Here is a 23,360-nt window from a genome sequence, read left to right on the forward strand (position 1 = left end):
CGTGGCAGACGTGCACCGCACTCGAACCGTCAGCTCGCCGACCGATCGAGTCGTGATCGTCGGTGCGGGACTCGCGGGACTCTCCGCCGGGTTGTATCTGCGAGGCGCCGGACGCGACGTCACGATTCTCGAGAGCAACAGCTCGGTCGGCGGGCGGGTCGGTGTCTACCAGGGCAGCGACTACAGCATCGACAACGGCGCAACGGTGCTCACGATGCCCGAACTCGTCGACGACGCCCTCGCGGCCGTGGGCGCCGACCCCGACTCGACGAACCCCAAATTCGTTGTGCACAAGCTCGATCCGACGTACCACGCGCGATTCGCAGACGGCACCGCTCTCGATGTTCATGCCGACCCCGAAGACATGGCTGCCGAAGTCTCCCGTGTTTGCGGGCCGGAAGAAGCGCAGCGATACCGCGCCTTGCGCCGATGGCTGAGCCGTATCTTCGACGCCGAATTCGATCGCTTCATGGACGCCGACTTCGATTCTCCCCTCGGACTGGTCAATTCGCGTGACGCAATCAAGGATCTGAGCCGTCTCGTCGCGCTGGGCGGATTCGGGAAACTGGGTGGGCAGGTGGATCGCAAGATCCGCGACCCTCGCCTCCGGCGGATCTTCACCTTCCAAGCGCTGTATGCGGGCGTTGCTCCGTCTCGAGCCCTCGCGGTGTACGGCGCGATCGCTCACATGGACACCTCACTCGGCGTCTACTTTCCTGAAGGTGGGATGCACACGATCGCCGAGTCGATGGCCGACGCCTTCACCGACGCCGGTGGAATTCTGCATCTCGGCCGCACGGTCGAACGCCTCGAAGTGAGCGATCGTCGCGTGCGTGCCGTCCACACACGCGACGGTGAGCGCTTCCACTGTGACGCCGCGGTCCTGACCCCCGACATGGCCGTCACGAACTCGCTCTTGCGTCCCCATACGCGATTGCGACCGCGCCCGGTCCGGACATCGCCGTCGGCTGTCGTGATTCACGGCACTGTTTCCTCTGCGGTCGCCGACGGATGGCCCGCGCAGCGACACCACATGATCGACTTCGGCGAGGCGTGGAAGCGCACCTTCGCCGAGATCACGGCACGCCGCGGCCGCGGGCAATTGATGAGTGATCCGTCACTGCTCGTCACCCGACCGGCACAGACCGATCCGAGTCTGGCCTTCTCGCGAGACGGCCGGATCCGTGAACCGCTGTCAGTCCTCGCGCCGTGCCCGAATCTGGACAGTGCGCCGCTCGACTGGTCGACTCTCGGCCCGGCCTACGTGCGCGAAATCATCCTCACGCTGCAAGAACGTGGCTATACGGGACTGGTCGAGGGGTTCGAGATCGATCACGTCGACACCCCACAGACCTGGCTCGAGAAGGGCATGGCCGCGGGTAGTCCGTTCGCGGCAGCACACACCTTCACCCAGACGGGGCCGTTCCGACGCAAGAACCTCGCCCGGGGTTTCGAGAACGTCGTACTCGCCGGGTCGGGAACCGTTCCGGGGGTAGGGGTACCGACCGTTCTGCTGTCCGGACGGCTCGCTGCCGAACGTATTACCGGTACACGCGAGCGAGCCAGCGCAGTGAGCACTCGTGCGAGCAACTAAACTAGCCCCTCGTAACCGACCATTCATCCACGATTCACCGACTCGGGCGCTGCACGCGCCGATCGACACCGATCTCCTCGGGGGAGGAACCTGCACCGATGACGTCCTCTGCCGCAGCCACTGAAAGACCGTGGCACCTAAGGGCCGCCAACTTCCTTCGGACCCCCGAAGGTCACAGTGCACTGCTCGGCTTCGTCGGCGCCGCCATGATCACTTTCGGCGGATTCGGTGCCGGGAGCGTCCGGCGCCAGGATCCGCTGCTCGAGTCGATGCATCTGTCCTGGCTCCGATTCGGACACGGATCGATTCTGTCGGCGGCGATCGTCTGGATCGGCGTCCTGTGCATGATCGGCGCCTGGGTTCGGCTGGGTCGTTCGACTCTGCGCGGTGACGTCTCGTTGCGCGGTCTGCGTTACGTCGTTCCGGTCTGGACGTTTCCGCTCCTGTTCGCGGTTCCCATGTTCAGCCGCGACGCCTACTCCTACCTGGCACAGGGCGCCTTGTTGCGCAACGGCTTCGACCCGTACGCCGTCGGGCCGGTCGTCAATCCGGGAATCCTGCTCGACAACGTCTCCAACGTGTGGACGACGACAACGACCCCGTACGGTCCGGTTCACCTTCTCCTTGCCGACGCCATCGTTCGCCTGACCGGCGAGAACGTCATCGCCGGCACGATGCTGTTGCGGATCACGATGCTCCCGGGACTTGCCCTGATGATGTGGGCGGTCCCCCATCTCGCAACGAAGCTCGGCGGAAACACCTCGATCGCGCTGTGGCTCGCAGTACTCAATCCCCTCGTTCTGATCCACCTGATCGGCGGCGTTCACAACGAGATGCTCATGGTCGGCCTCATGGCCGCGGGCATTGCGCTCGCTCTCGAACGTAAGCACCTGTTCGGAATAGGGCTCATCGCGCTCGCCGTCGCGATCAAGGCAACCGCGGGCGTCGCACTTCCCTTCATCGTCTGGATCTGGATGATCCACGAGCGGGAGGATGCCGCGGCGGCCGGGCGAGAACCGGCGTCACCGATCCGCTCGTTCGTCAAGACGGCCGGTGCTGGTTTTGCCGTGTTCGTGGCGGTACTCGGATCCACCTCACTGATCGCCGGAGTCGGCCTCGGCTGGACGACGGCACTCTCGGGTTCGGCAAAGATCATCAACTGGCTCTCGCTGCCCACGATCGTGGCGCACATCGGAACCATGGCCACCTCCTGGTTCGCCGGTGACCATTTCAACGACATCCTCGAAGTCTCCCGGACCATCTCGGCGGTTGTGTTGATCGCGATCATCGCCGTCGTGTGGTGGCGTTACCGCAAGACCGAGCGCGACGCCGTCATGGGCATCGTGATCGTGATGGTCGCCATCGTCGTTCTCTCCCCCGCCGCACTCCCCTGGTACTACTCCTGGCCGCTGGCAGTAGCAGCCGGTTTCGCAATGTCGCCGACCACCCTCGCAGTCCTGACCGGACTGTCCACTTGGCTCATGCTGGTATTCCAGCCGGACGGATCCATCGGCCTGTACACGTTCCCGCACGTGGCTCTGGCCGTCTTCGCCGCTGTGGTCGCGGCTCTGTCCTTGCAGACGGAAGATCCACTCCGGCTTCGCGGTCGCCGGCATGAAAAGCCGGCCGAAGTCCCGACAGCGGCCTCGGCGACGTCGACGTCATGATCCGCGTGATTCACGTGTCATGAACACGCTGACCGCGTCCTACGGATTCTGCGAGGGCGTGACGAGGGAACACGGCCGAACGTACTATCTGGCCGCGCGGTTGCTACCCGAGCCTCGACGCCGCGCAGTTTACGCACTCTACGCATTTGCTCGCGTCGTCGACGACATCGTCGACGAACCGTCGGGTCCGCATGAACGCGGCACGGTGCTCGCCGACGTCGAACGTGCAGTCGTCACCGCACTCGACAACGCCACTGTGACAGTTGAATTTCCGTCGACGGTTCCCGCCGCCCTGACACGCGTACTCCCGGCCTTCGCCGATGCTGTGAAGACGTTCGACATCCCGCGCGCATATTTCGACGCCTTCTTCGAGTCCATGCGAATGGACGCCCCCGACACGGCGAAGTTTCGACCCGTCTACAACACGATGGACGAGCTTGCCGAGTACATGTACGGCTCCGCCGTCGTCATCGGTTTGCAGATGCTTCCGATTCTCGGAGTGAGCGTCCCGCAGCAAGAAGCTGTAGTGCCCGCGTCGAATCTCGGTGAGGCATTTCAGCTGACCAACTTCATCCGCGACGTCGGTGAAGACCTAGGTCGAGGACGTCTGTATCTACCGGCAAGCGAGTTCTCCGCGTTCGGCGTCGACATCGAGATGCTCGAGCACGGGCGCAGAACCGGAACGGCGGACCTTCGTGTCAAGCGCGCACTTGCGCACTTCATTGCCGTCACGCGAGGGCGGTATCGGTCTGCCGAATCCGGAATCCCGATGCTCGACCGGCGGGTCCAGCCGTCGATCCGTACCGCCTTCGTGCTGTACGGAGCGATCCTCGACCAGGTCGAGGGCGCCGACTACCGAATACTGCATAGACGCGTATCCGTTCCCGGACGCACGCGACTTCGTGTCGCTGCGCCGGGTCTCGTCCGGTCTGCTACCTACGCGGCGAAAAACCGCATGGGATGAGTTGTCAGAAGGCCGGCATCCCAGAAAGCGGCGGCTCAGAAAGCCATGGCCTGTGCGCGGCGGATGACCTCACGTGCGAGATGTCCGTGGAGTGCGTCTACCGGGCGACCGGGCAGGGAGTCGTCGGCCAGGAACAACCAGCGAAGGATTTCGACGTCGGTGTAGCCGCCGTCGTGCAACACCGCCAGGAGACCGGGCAGCCACTTGACGATCTGGCCGTCCTCACCGAAGAACACTTCGGGAACGCCGAGAACACCGTGACGCTTGACTGCGATGATCTTGTGATCGCGAAGTAGCTGGTGAACCTTGCTCACCGGCAACCCGACGTTCTTCGCCACATCCACCAGTTGGAACAGGGACACCGAAGAATCCAGGACATCATCACAATAAGGAATCGCGCTCACCGCGAGAAGTTTATCCGGTCCGACGAGCCCGCTGTGTACCGCCCGGTGCAGTGCTCGAAACTGCCGCTCCGCTCAGGTCACAGCGCTCTGTGACGTTCTCGAGACTTCCGCGTCGGTATCGCTGGCTACGATGGACGGGATGCGGCGTATCAGTAACCGGGATTTCGCGGTGGATGTGAATCGGTGCCTCACTGCGGGAGCCAGTACGCGGTATACAACCACCCACATTGCTGACAGCTACCACCCAGACCGCAAGCAGACAGATCGCAAGCACGCAGATCGCAAGCACGGAGGAATAGTCATTACGGAGGTCGAGGGTTGATCGGCGAAATGCTCGAGCGCCGCTATCGAGTGGACGCACCGATCGCGCGCGGCGGTATGTCGACCGTGTATCGAGGCCTCGATACACGGTTGGATCGACCTGTCGCGATCAAGGTGATGGACCCGCAATTCGCCGGCGATCCAGCGTTCCTGACTCGTTTCGAGTTCGAGGCCCGGGCTGTGGCCCGGCTCAAGCATCCGGCCCTTGTGGCCGTCTACGACCAAGGCAGCGATCGCAATCACGTGTTCCTCGTGATGGAACTCGTCGACGGTGGAACTTTGCGTGAGCTCCTTCGTGAGCGCGGACCGATGCCGCCTCACGCCGTCGCTGCAGTCGTGGCACCGGTCCTGGACGCGTTGGCGGTGGCGCATCGAGCGGGACTGGTTCACCGTGACGTCAAACCCGAGAACATCTTGATCTCGGACACCGGCGAGGTGAAGATCGCCGACTTCGGATTGGTGCGTGCAGCTGCGGCAGCAACCACCACCTCCAACAGCGTGATTCTCGGCACCGCGGCCTATCTGTCGCCGGAACAGGTGACGTCAGGAATAGCCGACACGCGAAGCGACGTCTACTCCACCGGCGTGTTGATGTTCGAACTTCTCACTGGTACAACACCGTTCACCGGCGATACGTCACTCTCCATCGCCTACCAACGCATCCACGACGATGTCCCGCGCCCAGGTTCACGTATCCCTGGTGTACCGGCGCAGTTCGATCGTCTGGTTGCCGAAGCCACTCACCGTGAGCCGGCACATCGTTTCGCCGACGCCGGTGAGATGGCAGCTGCACTTCGCAGTGTGAGCGAGCAGCTGGAACTTCCGTCGTACCGTGTTCCGGCTCCGCGTCGAAGCGCCCAGCACCAGAGCGCGCAGGTTGCGCCGGCCCGGCCACAACCGGCGCCTGCGCCCCCCACGGATGTACACCCGAACTCTGCTGCGCGCCCGAACCCTGCTGCCACGACGGTATTGGCGTCCGGCGTGGCCCCGGCTGCGGCAGCCACCACGGCACTCGGCACGGCCTCTCCTCCCCCTGGCGGCATTCAGCACACTCGCGCGGTCACCGCACAAACTGCTCGTCCGGCGACTGTCGACGGCGACTCGGATTTCGACGACGGTTCCGATTTCGGCGACGACCACCTGGTACCCGACGATCCGCACGCTCATTTTGTCGAGGCACGACGCAAATCGCGAAGAGCCACTCTGATCTGGCTGCTCGTCATCGCGGTCCTGGCGCTTGCGTTGGGCTTCGGCGGATGGTGGATGGGCTCGGGCCGCTATACAGCTGTTCCCTCGATCGACGGCCTGACCAAGGACACTGCGGTCACCGCGCTGCAGGACGCCGGGCTCTCCCCCGACGTCCAGGGTCAGTATTCCGACGCTCAACCCATCGACACGGTGATCGGGACAGATCCGGCCTCCGGCTCCAGGGTCACCAAAGGCTCGACCGTCGCGCTGCTGACGTCGCTCGGGCGTCCGACTGTCCCGCCCATTCCGGCGGGCGGTGACGTCTCGGCGCTGGGCGCACAACTCGCCGACCGCACTCTCGTCGCGGTCGACGGCGGAGACACCTTCAGCTCCAAGATCCCGATCGGCGGCGTGGCAGCGCTCGACCCGGCACCGGGAACCGAGGTTGCCGTGGGATCCTCGGTCAAGGTCATCACGTCCAAAGGGTCACCGCCCGTGGACATTCCCGATGTGAAGGGCATGTCCGAGAACGCTGCACGCGCCGCCCTCGACAAGGTTGGCATCTCCGTCAGCACCACGAGAACTACGTTCGACGACGCCGTCGAGGGCGGGAACGTGATCGGCACCGATCCCGCAGTCGGCTCCTCCGTCAACGCCGGCACCTCCGTAGTTCTCCTGATCTCCGACTCCGTGAAGGTCCCCTCCCTGATCGGTCGCTCCGTCTCCTCCGCACGCGAAGAACTCGGCCGCCTCGGCCTCGAGATCACCGTGCGTCAGCTCACCCAGAACGACAGCTCGGTAATCATCAGCCAGAGCGTGAAGAACGACCTGGTTGCCAAGGGCACCGATATCAGCGTCGTCGCAATTCCCTGACAGTCCGCTTCGGCCTAGTCTGAATTCATGGCCACGTGGGAACCCGAGAGCCTCGGGATACTCGACTTGCCGTCGGGGAGATCGATTCGGGGTCGAGGACTCCGCAATCCACTTCCTTCCGGACCTCTTCCCACCTTCGGCGTCTATCTGACCGGTAAAGAACCCCCCGCCACCGTGTGGGATTCGGTGTGGGTCCGCTGGCGCGATTTCTGGTTGCCCAGCGATCCCGATGCGCTGCGCAGCGCCCTGCACGAAGTGTGGGTGCGTTCGGAAAGCGAAAGAGTCGAGATCGCGTGCGGAGGTGGATACGGCCGCACCGGAACAGCTTTGGCCGCTCTCGCCATCATGGACGGTGTGTCGAGTAAGGACGCCACCGCGTACGTTCGCGCACACTACTCACCCCGCGCCGTCGAAATGCCCTGGCAGCGCCGATTCGTCACACGATTCACACCATGACGAACGCCCCCACCTGCGCGAGCAGGTGAGGGCGTTTACTGAAAAATCAGCGTCGCGAATCAGATTCGCCGGACCGCAGTGTCAGCCTCGCAGCATCTCGGCCACGAGGAAGGCGAGCTCCAACGACTGTTGGGTGTTCAGGCGCGGGTCACAAGCCGTCTCGTAGCGACCACCGAGATCGAGGTCGGAGATGTCCTGTGCGCCGCCGAGGCACTCGGTGACGTTCTCGCCGGTCAGCTCGACGTGGATGCCACCTGGATGCGTGCCGAGACCGTTGTGCACCTCGAAGAAGCCCTGAACTTCGTCGACGATGCGGTCGAAGTGGCGCGTCTTGTATCCGGTGGAGGCTTCGTGGGTGTTGCCGTGCATCGGATCGCACTGCCAGATGACCTGGTGGCCGGTGGCCTGGACCTTCTCGATGATCGCCGGCAGCAGGTCGCGGACCTTGCCGTTGCCCATGCGCGAAATCAGAGTCAGTCGACCCGGCTTGTTGGTGGGGTCGAGACGCTCGACGTATTCCACCGCCATTTCCGGCGTCGTGCTCGGACCGATCTTGAGGCCGATCGGGTTGGACACCAACTCGGCGAAGGCGATGTGCGCGCCGTCGAGCTGACGGGTGCGGTCGCCGATCCAGAGGAAGTGAGCCGACAGGTCGTAGAGCTTGGGGTGGTCGCTGTCGTTGTCGAGACGCAGCATCGCACGCTCGTAGTCCAGAACCAGTGCCTCGTGGCTGGCGAAGATCTGTGCCTGGTGCAGGCTCGGATCGGTGACGCCGCACGCGTTCATGAACTGCAGGCCGCGGTCGATCTCGGCAGCGAGTTGCTCGTACCGTGCACCGGCGGGCGAGGCCGCGACGAACTCGCGGTTCCAGTCGTGCACCTTGTGCAAATCGGCCATGCCGGCACCGGTGAGCGCGCGGACGAGGTTCATCGCGGCGCTGGCGTTGGCGTACGCACGCACCAGACGCGAAGGATCGTGGGCGCGGACAGCCTCGTCGGCGACGAGCGAATTGATCATGTCGCCGCGGTAGGACTTCAGACCTAGCGAGTCGATGTCGGCAGAGCGCGGCTTGGCGTACTGGCCGGCGATGCGAGCAACCTTGACGACGGGCATCGAGGAACCGTAGGTGAGGACGACGGCCATCTGCAGCAACGTGCGGATGTTTCCCTTGATGTGCGGCTCGGTGTTGTCCGCGAAGGTCTCGGCGCAGTCACCGCCCTGGAGCAGGAACGCCTCACCACGCGCGACCTGCGCGAGACGCTCTTGCAGCGCCTCGACTTCGCTGGCCACCGTGATGGGAGGCACGCTCTCGAGCACAGTCCGCATGGCGGCCGCCTGGTCAGCGGGCCACGAGGGCTGCTGAGCAGCGGGCTTCGCGAGCGCCTCGTCGAGCTGCTTACGCAGTCCGGCAGGCAGCGGCGGGAGTTCGGGCAAGCGGTCGATCGGCACGTCGACAGTCCAGTTCACCTCTACAGGATATTCGCTCGCCCGCCGGCGCGTCACACAGGCTCTCGATCGCAGCCCAATCGGGACACTTCCCGCGCACCGAAACCTGGGTCAGCGAAGTGAACGAGCTGCCGAAATCGCGTCGAACTTCACGAGGTTGTGCCTGGCGTCGGCAAGTGCGTCGTGTGCGTCGGCGGGCGCTGACGGGAGGGCAGGACTGCCGTTGTCTTCCCAGAACTGTCGGAGTTCGCGGGTGTACCGCGGCATCGACTGCGGTAGTTCGGTCATATCGCCCCACAATTGACACAGCGCGACATGGTCGTAGGCGGCGACCCACGCCCAGAGCTCCGGAACGACCATCGGCCGCGGAACGAAGAACTTCAAGAGATCGTCGCGGATCTTCTCGCGTGATTTCCACAGCGGAGACGACGGCTGCGGCAATTTCGGCAGCACGTTCTTGCGCACCCAACTACCGGCGCGGGCAGGATCGAACTCGGTCGAGACCGCGTAGTACTCACGGCCGTCCTCGCAGACGACGCCGATGGACACGAGATCGATGGTTCGACCGTCTTCGATGAATTCGCAGTCGTAGAAGTAGCGCACGTCCGAAAACTATGCCGCACGCGCAGGCTCTGGGGCCAATGCGCGTGCGGCAGGTGTGGGAAATCTCTAGCTGGCCTGTGCGTCCGGGAGCGAATCCTTGTCGGTCTTCGCGGATTCCTTGGACTCGGCCGAGGCCACGAGATCGACAACCGACTCGCTGCTTTCCGCCGAAACGTCGACGGCAGCTTCGGGTTTCGTGGGTGCCTGGTTCTTGAGACTGGCCGCGTAGATGTCCACGTACTCCTGGCCGGAGAGTTTCATCAGCTTGTACATCACCTCGTCGGTCACAGCGCGCTCGACGAAGCGGTTCCCGCCCATGCCTTCGAAGCGGGAGAAATCGATCGGTTCGCCGACGATCACGGTGACCTTGGCCGGACGCCACATCCGTGAGCCGATCGGATTCATCTTGTCGGTACCGACCATCGCAACCGGGATCACCTTGACGCCCGATTCGAGCGCGAGGCGCGCCATTCCGGTCTTGCCCTTGTAGAGGCGACCGTCAGGCGAACGCGTTCCCTCGGGGTAGATACCGAGCAGACTGCCCGAACCGAGAACCTTGAGACCGGCGTTGAGCGCATCCTGCGCTGCGTCCGCGCCGGTTCGGTCGATGGGGACCTGTCCGACCGCGGTGAAGAACCACTTCTGGAATGCGCCCTTGAGACCGGAACCGGTGAAGTACTCGCTCTTGGCAAGGAACGTGATGCGTCGGTTGACGCGAAGCGGAAGGTAGAACGAGTCCAGAACCGCCTGGTGATTGCTGGCCAGGATGGCCGCCCCGTCAGTCGGAATGTTCTCGTGACCCTTGACCGTCGGACGCCCGAGCAGCCAGAGAATCGGCCCCAGCAACACATACTTGAAGAGCCAATACCACACGGCGTCCCTCCCATTCACAGCTGAATTTCGCTGAGTACGACCTTACTGCCGACCCGTAACCCCCGCTACACACGCCCCTGCAGGATCGACCCGATCACAGTCCGGCAGACGTGGTTCCAGCGCCGTCGACCCCACCGAGATCCTGAGGCACCACCGATCGGGCCAAAGCGGCGGCGCCGACCATGCCCGCCGCTTCGCCCAGCTGAGCGGAACGGATTCGGGCCAGTGGTCGGTGCTTCGCCCCGGTCAGCAATGTCGCGTACTGCTCACGGGCGTCGTCGAGAAACAGTGGGGCAGAACTCGCGACGCCACCGGCGATCACCACCAGATCGGGATCGTAGACGTCACCGACCATGGCGAGTCCGACGGCCAGCCAACGGGTGAACTCGGCGATGGTTGCCAGCGCGAGTGGGTCACCGTCCTGCGCGGCGTTCGCGATCCGGCGGCCGGTGAGGGAACCTGGATCCACCGCTACCTCACGCGCCAGAACGGTCGACGCGGCGGGGTCGGCGGCGAGCAGCTCGATGGCCGTGTCGACGAGCGCCGTTCCGCTGCAATAGCGCTCCCAACACCCACGTTTGCCACACGCGCACTGACGCCCGCCCGGAACGACCTGGATGTGGCCCAGTTCGGGGGCGACGCCGTGACTCCCCCGGTACAACTCACCGTTGATCAGCAGCGCACCACCGATTCCGGTCCCGATTGCCACCATCACGACATTTCGGCCCCCGGCAGCCGCTCCGAATCGGTGCTCCGCGAAGGCTGCTGCGTTGGCGTCGTGTTCGAGCACGACCGGCAGCCCGAGTCGCTTGCTCAGGTCACTTCCGACCGGCGCGTCCACCCACGGCAAGTGCGGCGCGAACCGTACCGAGCTTCGATCGGAGGTGATGAAGCCGGCGACCGCCAAGCCCACGGCCGACACCTCGTGCCTGGTGACCAATTCGCGCACGACGCGATCGAGACCGTCTTCGAGTGCCCTGGCCGACTGCGGGGTCGGGGCTTGAATCATCTCGAGCACTTGTCCGTCCACGTCCACGACGGAGGCTCTGATGCTCGTCCCGCCGACGTCGATGCCGACCGTCAAGATGTCGTCCATGGTGGAGTCGGAGACCGCTTTCAAGCGGCGCGCGCTCATCGCGACAATTCCCGCGCGAGCGTCGCCCGCTGGAGTGCGCACCCTGTATCGGTGCCTCGTGCGTCGGTGACCATTGTGTCGATTGTGCTCATCGCGGACCGTTCGCTCTACCCGGGGTACGAAGTCAGTCCTTGACCGTCACGTTGATCGGGACAAATGCCGCAGTCCGAGTTCGCTCCGCACCCGGCGCCGTCGGGCCGCCGTCCGGTCCACGATCGGGGCCTGACGGCCCCCCGAGAAACTCTTCGAGAATCTCGCGAAGCAACGCAAGGAATACCGCTGCTTGACCCGCGAGGAATGCCAACAGTTCGTGGTGCTCACCGCGAACCAGTGCAGCGAGGGCGCACACCGGGCACCAACTGCAGCCGGTGAACACCGGCTGCGTGTCCGCTGACGCCGAGTCACTCGCAACATCGGCCGTCGCTGCTGCGGCCTTGAGCAACACCGGTTCCAGGCGCGTCAGAACGGTTTCCGCCAGCGCGCGAAATTCCGCGACGAGGCGCTCGTGCTCTTCGCTCATACCGGCCACACCGCGGGATCCGGGCTGAACCGAATGATCAGGTAACTGCCGTCCAACTCCGCCCCGTTCACGACACAACGACGCAGCACCGACGCCAAACGAACTCTGCGTCGTACGCCGTCTGCTCCCACCAGCACATCGTCCTCCACCCGGCCCAACGACAACGACGACGGATCCACGAGCGGTAAGTACATCCGCATCACGTACACCGAATCGACTCCGGTCCCCGACTCCAAGGACACCACGATGTTGTCCGCGGTGCCGACGGTGCCCGAATCCGTGCCCGTTCCACCCTCGAACGTGGCCGCGATCTCGCCCAGAGCGGCCAACCCTACCGGTTCGGCGCAGACGCGTTCGACCGTTGTGACGGACATTCCATCGGTTGATTTACGCAATTCGTCGACGACGAGCGCCTGTGACGCCTGGATCGAAGCGAGCCACCGCGCCGCCGGCGAATCGTCGACCGCCTTCCCAGCCGGCGAGTTGAACTGCGGGACAAGGTTGTTGACCACAATCCCGTCCACTCGCAGACCGGCAAGAGCCAGCCCGGACAACGTCCGACGAGTCGCCGCGACCGACACGCCGTCGGCCGACGTCACCACACTCACGCTGGTGTTCGCGCGATCCGAGAGGTGAGTCGCGATTCGATCCACCGACGCGAGCACACGTTCGACAACGGACACGAGTAAGAGCAACCGCATGTCCGTACCCGTCACAGCGACCATCCGCCTGTGCCGCGGCCACAATCGCTCGAGATACTCCGACACCATCGACGGCGAACCGAGTATCCGCAGCGCTTCGGCTGCAGCCGGACAGTCCACGATCACGAGGTCGTAGTCACCGCTGTCCGAGAAGTCGACGATTTCGGCGAGCCCGAGCATGTCCTGGATTCCCAGGGATCCCGTCAACTCTTCCGGTTCCAACCCCTCGAACGACGAACCGTGTTCGTGATCTCCCGCTCCGAAAGTTCCTGCAGCATCGATCAAGCCCGACAATCCTCGGAACTTGTCCTCGAGGAGCGCTGACGTGTCGAGTTGCCGGACGTCGAGGCGCTCGGTGAGAGGTGTAGTCGTTCGCGGATTCGGCACGCCCAGGACATCCGCGAGAGAACCTGCCTGATCGATCGACACCAGCAGCACTCGGGCCCCGGAGGTCGCCGCCGACACAGCCGTCGCCGCGGCAAGCGTCGTCGTGCCTACTCCACCTTTACCGACGAACAGTTGGACGCGCGATCGTTGCTCCGGCACTCAGCCCTCGACTCGCTTCTTCAGTTCCTTCAGAGCTGTGTCGGTGATGATCTTCTCGGCCTTCCGCTTGAAGAGACCGATCATCGGAATCGTCAGGTCGACCGTCAACTCGTAGGTGACCGACGTGGTGCCGTTCGGGCCGGGCTCGAGTGTGTACGAACCGAATTGGGACTTCTGAATCTCACCCGATATCAGCTCCCAACTCACCGCCATACCGTCCGGTGCCCACGAATACTGCAGTTCGTAGGTGTCCTTCACCATCCCCGCGTCGAGGACGAAACGTACTCGGTCCGCGCGGCCGCTCTGCCCCGGCGCCGTCACCTCGACAGACTTCGCCGCGGCCACCCATTCGGGGTATCGCTCGAAATCGGCGATGACGTCCATCACGGCGTCGGCAGGAGCGTCGATGCTGATCAACCCCTTGGTCTTCTCGGCCATACGACTGCGCTACCTTCCTTCGTCAAGAGTCCAGAACCTGCACAACGTTCACTGCTTCGATTATCAGTCCGGTGCTACGCCGGCGGCGCGTCCCGCTTCGAGTTCGCGCTTGAGCTGGAACGACATGACCTTGCCGTCGACCCGACGCTTGCGGTTCATCCCGGCGAGGTCGAGGTTCGCCAGATCGGACGGTGATACGCCGACCGGTTCACAGTGCAGGAAGTAGTGCGCGATCGTCCCGTCCATCACCGGTTCGAGCCACACCTCCATGGTGCCGACCAACTGACCGGATACTCCCCACCGGAATCCCGCGGGACCGCGATCTTCCCGGACTTCGAGCGCAAGATCACTGAACCAGCGACGCCACTGCGCGCGCGAGGACAACAGTTCGGCGACCCGCTCGGGCGGGGCGGCGATGAAAGTCTGGTCTGCGACCTGAATGCTGCTCACCGAAGTAGCTTCACATATCGCGTCGGCGAAGCGTCGAGGGGTGTCGCAACACTACATACCGGACAGACTGTAAGCCTGGCCACAACTGCGTCGGACATGCGACTACAGTAGGAGACGAAAACCCTACTCGTCAGTATTTCGCAGTGTCGGAGGTATTTCGTGCCTGAGTTCAGCGCACCCCAGACGTTCACCATTCCCGAGGATGCCTCCGCGGTCGACTCGGTCTTCGCCTTCGCGAAGACGAAGCCGGCGGCGGTTGTCTACAAGCGCAAAGTCGGAAATGCATGGGTCGATGTCACTGCAGGCGATTTCGCCGCTCAGGTGACTGGCGTCGCCAAGGGCCTGATCGCGATCGGAGTCAAGCAGGGCGATCGCGTCGGCCTCATGTCGGCGACTCGCTTCGAATGGCCGCTCGTCGACTACGCCATCTGGGCGGCCGGCGGCGTGACGGTTCCGATCTACGAAACCTCCGCAGCCGAGCAGGTTCGCTGGATTCTCGAGGACTCCGAAGCAATCGACCTCATCGTCGAGAACGACGCGCATGCCGCGACCGTGAAGGACGTCGCTGCAGCGGCACCCGCGCTGCGCACGGTCTACCAGATCGATGCCGCGGCAGGCGGTAAAGGTGTTGTCGAGGAATTGACCGCACTGGGCGCCGACATCTCCGACGAGGACGTCCACGCCCGCGTCGCTGCACTGAAGGCATCCGATCCCGCGACCCTGATCTACACGTCGGGCACCACAGGCCGACCCAAGGGCTGCCAGCTGACGCACTCCAACCTCATTGCCGAGTCGAAGGGCATCCTCGACTCCAACCTCGGCACGCTGCTCAAGACTCCCGGCGTCAGCACCCTGATGTTCTTGCCGCTCGCGCACGTTCTCGCTCGCGCAGTCAGCATCGCGTCGTTCGACGCCGGTGCAACGTTGGGGCACACGAGCGACATCCCGAACCTCGTTCCGACGTTCGGCGAGTTCAAGCCCGACTTCATCCTCTCGGTGCCGCGAGTGTTCGAGAAGGTCTACAACAGCGCACGTGCCAAGGCGCACGGCGACGGCAAGGGAAAGATCTTCGACGCGGCCGCAGACACCGCTGTTGCCTGGAGCGAGGCGCAGGACAAGGGCGGCGCCGGCATCGTTCTCAAGGCCAAGCACGCTCTCTTCGACAAGCTCGTGTACTCGAAGCTTCGCGCTGCACTCGGCGGGCAGTGCCAGCTGGCCATTTCCGGTGGTGCACCTCTGGGCGCTCGACTCGGCCACTTCTTCCGCGGTATCGGCGTCACGATCTACGAGGGCTACGGACTGACCGAGACCACCGCAGCGTTCGCCGTCAACACCATCGGCGCACAGAAGGTCGGCTCGGTCGGAAAGCCGTTGGCCGGCAACTCCGTTCGCATCGCCGAAGACGGCGAAATCCTCCTCTCGGGACCGGTGGTCTTCACCGGTTACTGGCGCAACGAGAAGGCGACTGCCGAGTCGATCGAGAACGGCTGGTTCCACACCGGCGACCTCGGCACCGTCGACAAGGACGGCTACATCACCATCACCGGCCGCAAGAAGGAAATCATCGTCACGGCGGGCGGCAAGAACGTCTCCCCCGCTCAGCTCGAAGATTCCCTTCGCGCCCACCCACTGATCAGCCAGGCCATCGTGGTCGGCGACCAGAAGCCTTTCATCGGCGCCCTCATCACCATCGACGCCGAAGCTCTTCCCGCTTGGAACGAGCGCAACAACAAGGCCGCGGGAACCACAGCTGCCGACCTGGTTTCGGACGGCGAACTGGTCGGCGAAATCCAGGACGCCATCGACGAGGCCAACAAGCTCGTCTCACACGCCGAGGCGATCAAGAAGTTCCGCATTCTTCCGGTCGACTTCTCCGAGGACACAGGCGAACTCACGCCCACGATGAAGCTCAAGCGCAACGTCGTGCACGAGAGCTTTGCCGCCGACATCGAAAAGATCTACGCCAAGTAGCCTTTCGTCGATCAGTCCTCTGCCGACAGGAACGGCCCGCACCGAATTCGGTGCGGGCCGTTCGCGTTCGAGTCCCGGTAACTCAGCCGAGGAGATTACGCAGCTTCGAAGCGAGCGTGTCCCACTTCCATTCTTCGGCAACCCACGCCCGGCCGGCTGCTCCCATCGCGGCTGCTCGATCACGATCGGACAGCACCTCGATCACGGATTCGGCGACGTCACGAACAGAGGTGCCGTCGACCACGAGCCCGGTCTTGTTCTGCTGCACGGTTTCCGGAGCGCCACCACTGCGCCCGGCGATGACCGGCACACCGGTAGCCGAGGCCTCGAGGTAGACGATTCCCAGCCCTTCGACGTCCAATCCGGCGCCTCGGGTGCGGCACGGCATGGCGAAGACGTCGGCAACAGTGTGGTGAGCCGCCAACTCTGCGGCAGGCACCGTGCCGGTGAAGACGACGTGATCGTCCATCCCGGTCTTGCGCGCCAATTGACGGAGATGGTCCTCGTACGGTCCACCGCCGACGATCACCAGCACTGCTCCGTCGATGCTCTTCCGAATCGTCGGCAGCGCCTTGATAAGCATGTCCTGCCCCTTGCGTGGCACGAGCCGCGACAGGCACAGGATCGTGGGCCGCTCTCCCAACCCGTATCGCTTACGCAGTTCTGCACGGGCAACCGAGTCCGGGTGGAACACCGACGTGTCCACTCCGGATGGAAGGTGCTCGAGCGCCGCTTGCGGGCCGAAAGCCGCCGAGAACCGCCCACGGGTGTACTTGCTGACAAACGTCACCGCATCCGTGTGATCACCGATCACACGCAACGACTGCCGCGCACCGGGAATCATCGACCATCCGACCTCGTGGCCGTGAGTACTCGCGATCACTCGGCTCGCTCCGGCGCGCCGAACAACCGGCGCCAACAACGCCAACGGCGCTGCCGCACCGAACCAGACCGACTCGCAGTCGTGCTTCTTGACCAGCTTCGCAGCCCGACGAGCGACGAAGGGCGACGGCAACATCAGTGTCGTCGGGTGCCGAACGACCTCGAAAGGCTGTGCCGCATCGAACTTCTTGTGCGAGTCGCCCCGCCACCGCGGTGCGTACACCACCAACTTGTCCGGCGGCAGATGCCCGGCGAACGTGTGGAGATAAGACTGGATACCTCCGGGGCGAGGAGGAAAGTCGTTGGTCACCAAGAGGGTCCGGCGCATTCGTCCACCGTAGGGCACGCTGCGCTTCGAGACGTGACAAGGGCACGCTGCGCTTCGAGACATGACAAGGTCACCCTGCCGCTGCTGTCGACCAGCCGCGAACTACTCAGCCCAGATGGCTGTCGGTCCAGTCGACCCATCCGAGTCGCAGTTCCTCGGTTCCGACGCCCAGGACCGCTCGGATTCGCGAGTCGAGATCTTCGGCCGTCATCTTTCCGGAAGCGAGGGCGCGAAAGAGGTCGGTCAGCTTGGCCTCGCCGAATCGATCGGCGATATACGCGTTGACAGACCACGCCGATTCGTACGCCAGCGAACTCACAACCGGGACACCGCCGAACTGTGTGTCGTCCGGAAACTCCGTCGGTGTGTCGCCGGCACGGACCGCTGCTGCCAGAGTCGGCGCTATCTCACCCCAGGCCCGCGAGGATCCACGATTTCCCGCGTACTCGGCGAACCCTTCCAACACCCACATCGGCGACCCGTCACGGGTTTTCGATCGGGCGGCTATGTGCATGAGTTCGTGGCGCAATACCGTTCGCCTGGTGATGTCGGTCAACCTCGAAGCCGCGGCGGGTGAGAAGACCACCCGCTGGCCGCTCACGTCGGAAGACCCGTCCGTCGTTGCATCCGCGACCGACACTGCGGCAATCGAAGCGCCGTCGTGATGAGAGCCGACCAGTGCGGTGAATTCCTCCGAGGACCCCGCCACCATGAGCACCGCGCGCTCGGACCACCACGGCCCCCACAACTGCGTTGTGTTCTCGATGGCTGAGTCCACATCTGCAGCCAAAGCGTCGACGAACGCCTGCTGACCCGGGTGACCGATCACGAGTGCATTGCGCGCGGTGTTTTCGGCGACGGCCAGCGGGCCGAAGTCCCAGGGGCCGTTCCAGGATTCGCCTGCCGTTCGGGCGCCGTCCAGTCCGACGATCGACCCGTCCGCAAGAACCGACCACTGATCGCCGCGTTTCGCGAGCGTCATGGACACTGCCTTGCGAGTGGGCAATGCGTCGACGCCGTCGAGGGCGTACCGAAACAGAACTTGCGCATTCCAGACTTCGACGTCTCCGTCCGGTGCACCGGTTCGCGGCGCCGGAGTCAGGCCGCCGCTGGGGATCTCGTATCCCCAGTCGGAGAAATCGAGCGCTCCCGCTGCAGTGGCTCGTCGAATTTCCGCCTCGAGCACACCGGGTGCGGCAGCATTGTCGACGAACTTCGCCAGCCCCGACGGATCGTCGGACATCTGCGATGCAGCCCATGCGTCGAGAAATGCCTGTACCTGCGCGGTTCGTTCGGCGTCCTGCTCGCTGGCCGCACTTTCGTCGGAATCGGACCTGTTCGTCAGGAAGATCGTCAAACCGAGAACGAGCACCACGGCTACGCCGAGCGCCACGAGTGCTGGATACTCCCATCGGCGTGGTCGATCTGCGCCGACGTCGGGCGTCGTCATCGGTTCAGTCGGCACGGTGCCGAGTGTAGGAGAACTCGACTCGACGCTTCACGGCGGCTGGCCACACGCCGCTCGGGCGCAGCAAGCCGTCAGTAACGACGCGCAGTGGAGAACTCCATGCCTGCCATCGACTGAACCTTCACCGGCACGCCGAACGTCGACGCATGCAGAATGTTTCCGTCGCCGGCATAGATACCGACATGCGAGTTGTCGCTGTAGAAAGTCACGACGTCACCGGGCTGTAGTTGATCCCGCGACACCGGTACACCGCCCTGCGCCTGCGCTTGGCTCGAACGCGGCAGAGTCTTTCCGATCTGCTTGTAGGCCCACACGACCAGACCTGAGCAGTCGAACTCGTTCGGGCCGGTCGCGCCCCAGACGTACGGGTCACCGATCCGCGTGAGGCCTGCCTGAAGCGCTGCAGCACCGGAGCCGGGCGTAAGGTTAGCTAGAATTTTGCTGAGATCGACGTCAGGAGGGAACGGCGTACCGCTCAGTTGGTTACGCTCGTCGTCGGTGAGGTTCTGGAACGCTTTGGTCACATCGGCGATCTGCGTCTGCAGTTCACTCTGCTTGCGCTGCAAGTCGTCACTGAGTGCGCGGGCTTGATCGGCGGCGGTCCGCGCTTCTTCGGCCGAGCGCTTCGATGCTTCCGAGGCCGCACGGGCAGCGGCAGTGGCTTCGTTGAACTGGGAGACCTGCACTGCCGCGTCGTTGGAAATCACGTCGAGCGCCGACATCTGGTCGAGCAACTGCTGCGGCGAATCGCTGACCATCAACGCAAAGAGGCGATTGGTTCGTGCACCCTGGTAATTCGCTGTGGCAATGCGGTTTACCGCCGGCGCGAATTCGGCGACACGTGCCGAAGCCGCGTCGAGAACACCCTGATCGGCTGCCGATCGCGCGTCCGCATCGTTGGCGACGCCCAGCTTCGCGTCGAGATCGATCTGCGCGTTGTGCAGCGCTTCGTTGGTCTGCTCGGATACCCGGGAGAGTTCACCGAGCTTGTCGAGTGCCTCGGTCGGGTTGGTGATGACGGGGTCGGCACCGGCCTGCATCGAAGGCCCTGCGACGAGTCCGAACACCAGCACTCCCACTGTCACTGCGGCGCGTACTCGACTGTTGTTTTTCGATGAAACCACGGAATGCAACTCTCCGTCTCGGTGAAGCGACGTCGACCGGGACCGGTCGACGATCTGTTAGCTGGCTGTCAACTATCTACAGTACCTGTCTCGCCCGCGTAATGTCTCGATAAGGTTACGGAACGGCATACGTTTGTGTCTACTCGCCGGTAGGCGTGTCGGGGTGAAGTACCTGGCGAATTGTCGAGAAACAGAAATGTGGGCCTCGAATCGAAGATTCGAGGCCCACATTCGAAGATCCGGAGCTCCCCCCGAGCTCCGCCGCCTTGCAGCGGCGGATCGTTCCGACTGCCTACCGGAGACAGCCGTCGAGCGTGATCAGAAATCAGTAACGGCGAGCACCGTCGTACGGCATCGAGGACACCGGAGCGAGCTTCACGGGCTGACCAGCGGTCGACGCGTGGATGACATTGCCGTTGCCGGCGTAGATGCCCGAGTGCGATCCGCCGTAGAAGGAGATCACGTCGCCGACCTGAAGATCGGACTGTGCGACGGCAACGCCGGCTGCAGCCTGGTCGTAGCTCGTGCGAGGCAGGTTCAGGCCGGCCTGCTTGTATGCCCACTGGACGAGACCGGAGCAGTCGAATGCGTCCGGGCCGGCTGCGCCGTACACGTACGGGGAGCCCAGCTTGCTCTCTGCGGCGCGAACTGCCTGCTCACCAACACTGGAGATGGGAGCGGCCGGTGCAGCCGGTGCGATGTCGGTGATGCCCGGAATGACCGGCAACTGAGGAATAGAAACACCCGGAACCTCGAACGTGCCGACGCCGGGGATGGTGATGGGGTCTGCCGAGGCAGGTGCAGCGGTTGCAGCGAATGCTCCGACTGCGAGCGCGCCGGCTACCGCCAACTGCGCTGAACGCTTGAAACTCTGTGACGCCACTTAAGGGGTGCTCCATTTCTTCCATTCATCCGCCGACCGAGTTAGCTGACGGGTTCGGGCTGGGAAGATCAGCCCTACCCGCGTGGTCTGCAGCGATCCTGCGTGCTGCACCCCAGGCGGGATTCACCCCAGTGGAAACTTGGGTTCCCGGTTCGGGTTCCTCGCGGAGATCCCGATTAGGCGGTTCCTGACGATGCCGGTCCTGTTTGGTCCGGCAAGACTTCGTTAGGTCTCAGGAAGGTTACGAAATGATCGCGACGATGTCGACCGCTTCGTGACAATCGCGCCCGATTCGCCGGAAAACGTGGTGCCGCGCCCGCGATACGCCCGGCGGGTCACGAGGAGATAACAACAGGTCGGTTCGGCGCCCCACCCTCGGCCCGCAAACGTGCACCCGTTACCCACTGCCAAGGCTCACCAAACCCGACAATCCGATCTTCCGCGCAGTTCAACGACAATTACTTGAAACTAGAACCTGTTCCGTTCACGGGCGCGAAGTCAGCCACCGATCAACGCAGCAAAGGCCCTCCGAATCGCCCTACCGGCAAGTAGGCAGGAGTCCGCATTCGCGAGTTCCCACCGCAAGTGTGATCCTCGTCTCTCATACTTTTGTCGGGGGCCGATCCGCTGCTTTCGCAATGGAAGTCGGAGTGAGCCGGATTCCGCGTCGGCATTCTCCAATTCCTGTCGGGGGGTCCTTCTACTGTCTGCGATGTGAGTCCCGCCTCGGCCCGAGAATTTCCGTCTCCGCCCCCGTTCTCCGACGGGGAGAAAGTCGACGTCGGGCGGCAACTGAGCTTCGACGAGCTGGACACACCGCTGAGCGAGACGACGTTCGTCGTCGTCGACCTCGAGACCACAGGTGGAAGCGCCGACCAGGACTCCATCACCGAGATCGGCGCCGTCAAGATCCGCGGTGGCGAGGTACTCGGTGAAATGGCAACCCTCGTCGATCCCGGCCGGTCCATTCCGCCGTACATCGTCGAACTGACCGGAATCACCACGGCCATGCTGATCGGCGCACCTCCCATCGAACATGTCCTACCAGCTTTTCTCGAATTCGCCGAGGGCGCGGTGCTGGTGGCACACAACGCGCCCTTCGACATCGGCTTTCTCAAAGCAGCGGCGTCACGCAGTGCACGCCCGTGGCCTGCGTTCCGTGTGCTGTGCACTGTCAAGCTCGCCAGGCGCGTGCTCACACGCGACGAGGCGCCTTCGGTCAAACTCTCCGCACTCGCCCACCTCTTCCAGGTAACCACCCAACCGACGCACCGCGCGCTCGACGACGCGCGTGCGACAGTCGATGTCCTCCACGGGTTGATCGACAGAGTCGGGAACCAAGGCGTCCACAGTTACAGCGAACTCGTCGACTACCTGCCCAACATTTCCTCACATCAGCGGGCCAAACGGTCCTTCGCCGCAAATCTGCCGCGAAGCCCCGGTGTCTACCTTTTCCGAGGTCCTTCCGACGAAGCCCTCTATATAGGAACTGCTACCGACCTTCGACGCCGCGTCCGCAACTACTTCACCGGTTCGGAGACCCGCGGCCGAATGAAGGAAATGGTCGCGCTGGCCACCCGTGTGGACCATGTCGAGTGCGCGCACGCTCTCGAAGCCGGGGTGCGTGAACTACGACTGCTGAGCGCGCATGCACCGCCGTACAACCGTCGCTCCAAGTTTCCCAAGCGAGGTTGGTGGATCACCCTCACCGACGAGGCGTTTCCGAGACTGTCCGTGGTTCGCACGCCCACGACCGATTCGATCGGCCCGTTCACCTCTCGCGCCGACGCAGTCGAGGTCGCGGACACCGTCGCAGAGTTCAGTCGTCTGCGCACGTGTACCAAGCGTCTCGGGCGCGGCGCCGTTCACGGCCCTGACTGCCCCGCTCGTGAGCTGGGGGCGTGTCCGGCCTCCTGGACCCCGGAAATCAACGCAGAGGACTACGCGGCCGCCCCTGAGGCCGTGCGTGGTTTCTTCCGAGGAACCAACGACGCTCCCCTTCGACAGATGCAGGCCCGGATAGACGAGCTGTCCGCACACGCGTTGTTCGAGAATGCTGCTCGTCTGCGTGACCGAACGGTCGCAGTCGCTACCGCGGTGCGGCGCACTCAGCGACTCGCCGCAGTCGCTGCGATCGAACAACTCGTACTCGCCCGACCCACCGGGGACGGCGGCTGGGAGCTGTCGGTGATCCGTTCCGGGCGTCTCGCGTCGGCCGGGCTCGCCAGACGTGGGACTCACCCGATGCCCGTCGTCGACGCCATCACCGCGGCGGCCGAAACCGTCCTACCGGACGACGCACCGTTTCGCGGCGCGTCACCCGAAGAACTGGGACTGATCGCACGGTGGCTCGCGTCGGACGGTGTCCGAATCGTGTCGGCGACGTCCGGCTACGTCGAACCTGTAGGCGGCGCCGGCAAGTGGGAAGCCTGGTGCCGACTCGCGCGGGCCGGTACCGAATCCGAACATCGATGACGTAACGAGGGGACGGCACCCCTAAGCTCGATCGAAACCACCGGGTCATC

At 64.0% G+C, this 23,360-nt stretch carries 20 protein-coding genes and 1 riboswitch; of the genes, 7 read left to right on the top strand and 13 right to left on the bottom strand.

The features are described 5' to 3' along the window. The first annotated feature begins 1 nt into the window (after nucleotide 1). From crtI to G8767_RS14155, 3 genes are all read left to right on the top strand, one after another. Complete coding sequence (gene crtI / locus G8767_RS14145) at nucleotides 2–1,594, top strand: phytoene desaturase family protein (protein WP_095969875.1); 1,593 nt, start codon at nucleotides 2–4, stop codon at nucleotides 1,592–1,594. A 98-nt stretch (nucleotides 1,595–1,692) separates the two neighbouring features. Beyond that, nucleotides 1,693–3,261: an alpha-(1->6)-mannopyranosyltransferase A gene (locus tag G8767_RS14150; RefSeq protein ID WP_124569352.1), complete on the top strand. Its 1,569-nt coding sequence runs from the start codon at nucleotides 1,693–1,695 to the stop codon at nucleotides 3,259–3,261. A 19-nt stretch (nucleotides 3,262–3,280) separates the two neighbouring features. Further along, the gene (locus G8767_RS14155; RefSeq protein ID WP_166810508.1) at nucleotides 3,281–4,225 is read left to right on the top strand and encodes a phytoene/squalene synthase family protein; all 945 of its coding nucleotides are present in this window, start codon (nucleotides 3,281–3,283) and stop codon (nucleotides 4,223–4,225) included. A 35-nt stretch (nucleotides 4,226–4,260) separates the two neighbouring features. Here G8767_RS14155 and G8767_RS14160 read toward each other — a convergent pair whose 3' ends face one another. Then, on the bottom strand, nucleotides 4,261–4,629 hold the full coding sequence (locus G8767_RS14160) for an Rv2175c family DNA-binding protein (protein WP_095969872.1): 369 nt from the start codon (nucleotides 4,627–4,629) through the stop codon (nucleotides 4,261–4,263). Nucleotides 4,630–4,947: 318 nt separating this feature from the next. Here G8767_RS14160 and pknB point away from each other — a divergent pair, with 318 nt between their 5' ends. Continuing rightward, nucleotides 4,948–7,011 (top strand): Stk1 family PASTA domain-containing Ser/Thr kinase, encoded by a 2,064-nt coding sequence (gene pknB, locus G8767_RS14165; protein ID WP_166810509.1) that lies wholly within the window; start codon nucleotides 4,948–4,950, stop codon nucleotides 7,009–7,011. A gap of 27 nt (nucleotides 7,012–7,038) precedes the next feature. Next, nucleotides 7,039–7,467 carry a protein-tyrosine phosphatase family protein gene (locus G8767_RS14170; RefSeq protein ID WP_124569349.1) on the top strand — a complete coding sequence of 143 codons (429 nt, stop codon included), beginning with the start codon at nucleotides 7,039–7,041 and terminating at the stop codon, nucleotides 7,465–7,467. Between the two features lie 81 nt (nucleotides 7,468–7,548). Here G8767_RS14170 and G8767_RS14175 read toward each other — a convergent pair whose 3' ends face one another. The 8 genes from G8767_RS14175 to G8767_RS14210 all read right to left on the bottom strand — a co-directional run bounded on the left by G8767_RS14175 (nucleotide 7,549) and on the right by G8767_RS14210 (nucleotide 14,179). Next, nucleotides 7,549–8,934, bottom strand: a complete 1,386-nt coding sequence (locus tag G8767_RS14175) for a 3-deoxy-7-phosphoheptulonate synthase class II (RefSeq protein WP_007730070.1) — start codon at nucleotides 8,932–8,934, stop codon at nucleotides 7,549–7,551. A 90-nt stretch (nucleotides 8,935–9,024) separates the two neighbouring features. Then, nucleotides 9,025–9,516, bottom strand: coding sequence for a polyadenylate-specific 3'-exoribonuclease AS (locus G8767_RS14180; RefSeq protein WP_003941683.1), 492 nt, complete (start codon nucleotides 9,514–9,516; stop codon nucleotides 9,025–9,027). Between the two features lie 66 nt (nucleotides 9,517–9,582). Further along, complete coding sequence (locus G8767_RS14185) at nucleotides 9,583–10,389, bottom strand: lysophospholipid acyltransferase family protein (protein WP_166810510.1); 807 nt, start codon at nucleotides 10,387–10,389, stop codon at nucleotides 9,583–9,585. A gap of 94 nt (nucleotides 10,390–10,483) precedes the next feature. Next, complete coding sequence (locus G8767_RS14190; RefSeq protein ID WP_020969875.1) at nucleotides 10,484–11,524, bottom strand: ROK family protein; 1,041 nt, start codon at nucleotides 11,522–11,524, stop codon at nucleotides 10,484–10,486. A gap of 124 nt (nucleotides 11,525–11,648) precedes the next feature. After that, on the bottom strand, nucleotides 11,649–12,044 hold the full coding sequence (locus G8767_RS14195; RefSeq protein WP_166810511.1) for a hypothetical protein: 396 nt from the start codon (nucleotides 12,042–12,044) through the stop codon (nucleotides 11,649–11,651). Then, nucleotides 12,041–13,291: an ArsA-related P-loop ATPase gene (locus G8767_RS14200; protein WP_166810512.1), complete on the bottom strand. Its 1,251-nt coding sequence runs from the start codon at nucleotides 13,289–13,291 to the stop codon at nucleotides 12,041–12,043. Before G8767_RS14200 ends, G8767_RS14195 begins: the two co-directional genes overlap by 4 nt. Continuing rightward, entirely contained in the window at nucleotides 13,292–13,729 is a 438-nt protein-coding gene (locus tag G8767_RS14205) for an SRPBCC family protein (RefSeq protein ID WP_166810513.1), read from the bottom strand. It abuts the gene before it with no gap. 63 nt (nucleotides 13,730–13,792) lie between these two features. After that, nucleotides 13,793–14,179, bottom strand: coding sequence for a polyketide cyclase / dehydrase and lipid transport (locus tag G8767_RS14210; protein WP_095969865.1), 387 nt, complete (start codon nucleotides 14,177–14,179; stop codon nucleotides 13,793–13,795). A gap of 159 nt (nucleotides 14,180–14,338) precedes the next feature. Here G8767_RS14210 and G8767_RS14215 point away from each other — a divergent pair, with 159 nt between their 5' ends. Beyond that, nucleotides 14,339–16,150: a long-chain fatty acid--CoA ligase gene (locus G8767_RS14215; protein WP_095969864.1), complete on the top strand. Its 1,812-nt coding sequence runs from the start codon at nucleotides 14,339–14,341 to the stop codon at nucleotides 16,148–16,150. Nucleotides 16,151–16,232: 82 nt separating this feature from the next. Here G8767_RS14215 and G8767_RS14220 read toward each other — a convergent pair whose 3' ends face one another. From G8767_RS14220 to G8767_RS14235, 4 genes are all read right to left on the bottom strand, one after another. Then, complete coding sequence (locus tag G8767_RS14220; RefSeq protein ID WP_095969863.1) at nucleotides 16,233–17,360, bottom strand: glycosyltransferase family 4 protein; 1,128 nt, start codon at nucleotides 17,358–17,360, stop codon at nucleotides 16,233–16,235. Nucleotides 17,361–17,466: 106 nt separating this feature from the next. Further along, nucleotides 17,467–18,825, bottom strand: a complete 1,359-nt coding sequence (locus G8767_RS14225) for a hypothetical protein (protein ID WP_296554664.1) — start codon at nucleotides 18,823–18,825, stop codon at nucleotides 17,467–17,469. Nucleotides 18,826–18,899: 74 nt separating this feature from the next. Further along, nucleotides 18,900–19,952, bottom strand: a complete 1,053-nt coding sequence (locus tag G8767_RS14230) for a C40 family peptidase (RefSeq protein WP_166810514.1) — start codon at nucleotides 19,950–19,952, stop codon at nucleotides 18,900–18,902. A gap of 325 nt (nucleotides 19,953–20,277) precedes the next feature. Beyond that, a complete protein-coding gene (locus G8767_RS14235; protein WP_003941754.1) occupies nucleotides 20,278–20,835 on the bottom strand; it encodes a C40 family peptidase in 558 nt (185 codons plus the stop codon). A gap of 14 nt (nucleotides 20,836–20,849) precedes the next feature. Next, nucleotides 20,850–21,028: riboswitch (cyclic di-AMP (ydaO/yuaA leader) on the bottom strand. Between the two features lie 521 nt (nucleotides 21,029–21,549). Here G8767_RS14235 and G8767_RS14240 point away from each other — a divergent pair. Next, nucleotides 21,550–23,310, top strand: a complete 1,761-nt coding sequence (locus tag G8767_RS14240) for a DEDD exonuclease domain-containing protein (RefSeq protein WP_166810515.1) — start codon at nucleotides 21,550–21,552, stop codon at nucleotides 23,308–23,310. The last annotated feature ends 50 nt before the right edge of the window (nucleotides 23,311–23,360 follow it).

Source organism: Rhodococcus sp. IC4_135 (genome assembly GCF_011602025.1).
GTDB lineage: Bacteria > Actinomycetota > Actinomycetes > Mycobacteriales > Mycobacteriaceae > Rhodococcus_F > Rhodococcus_F baikonurensis.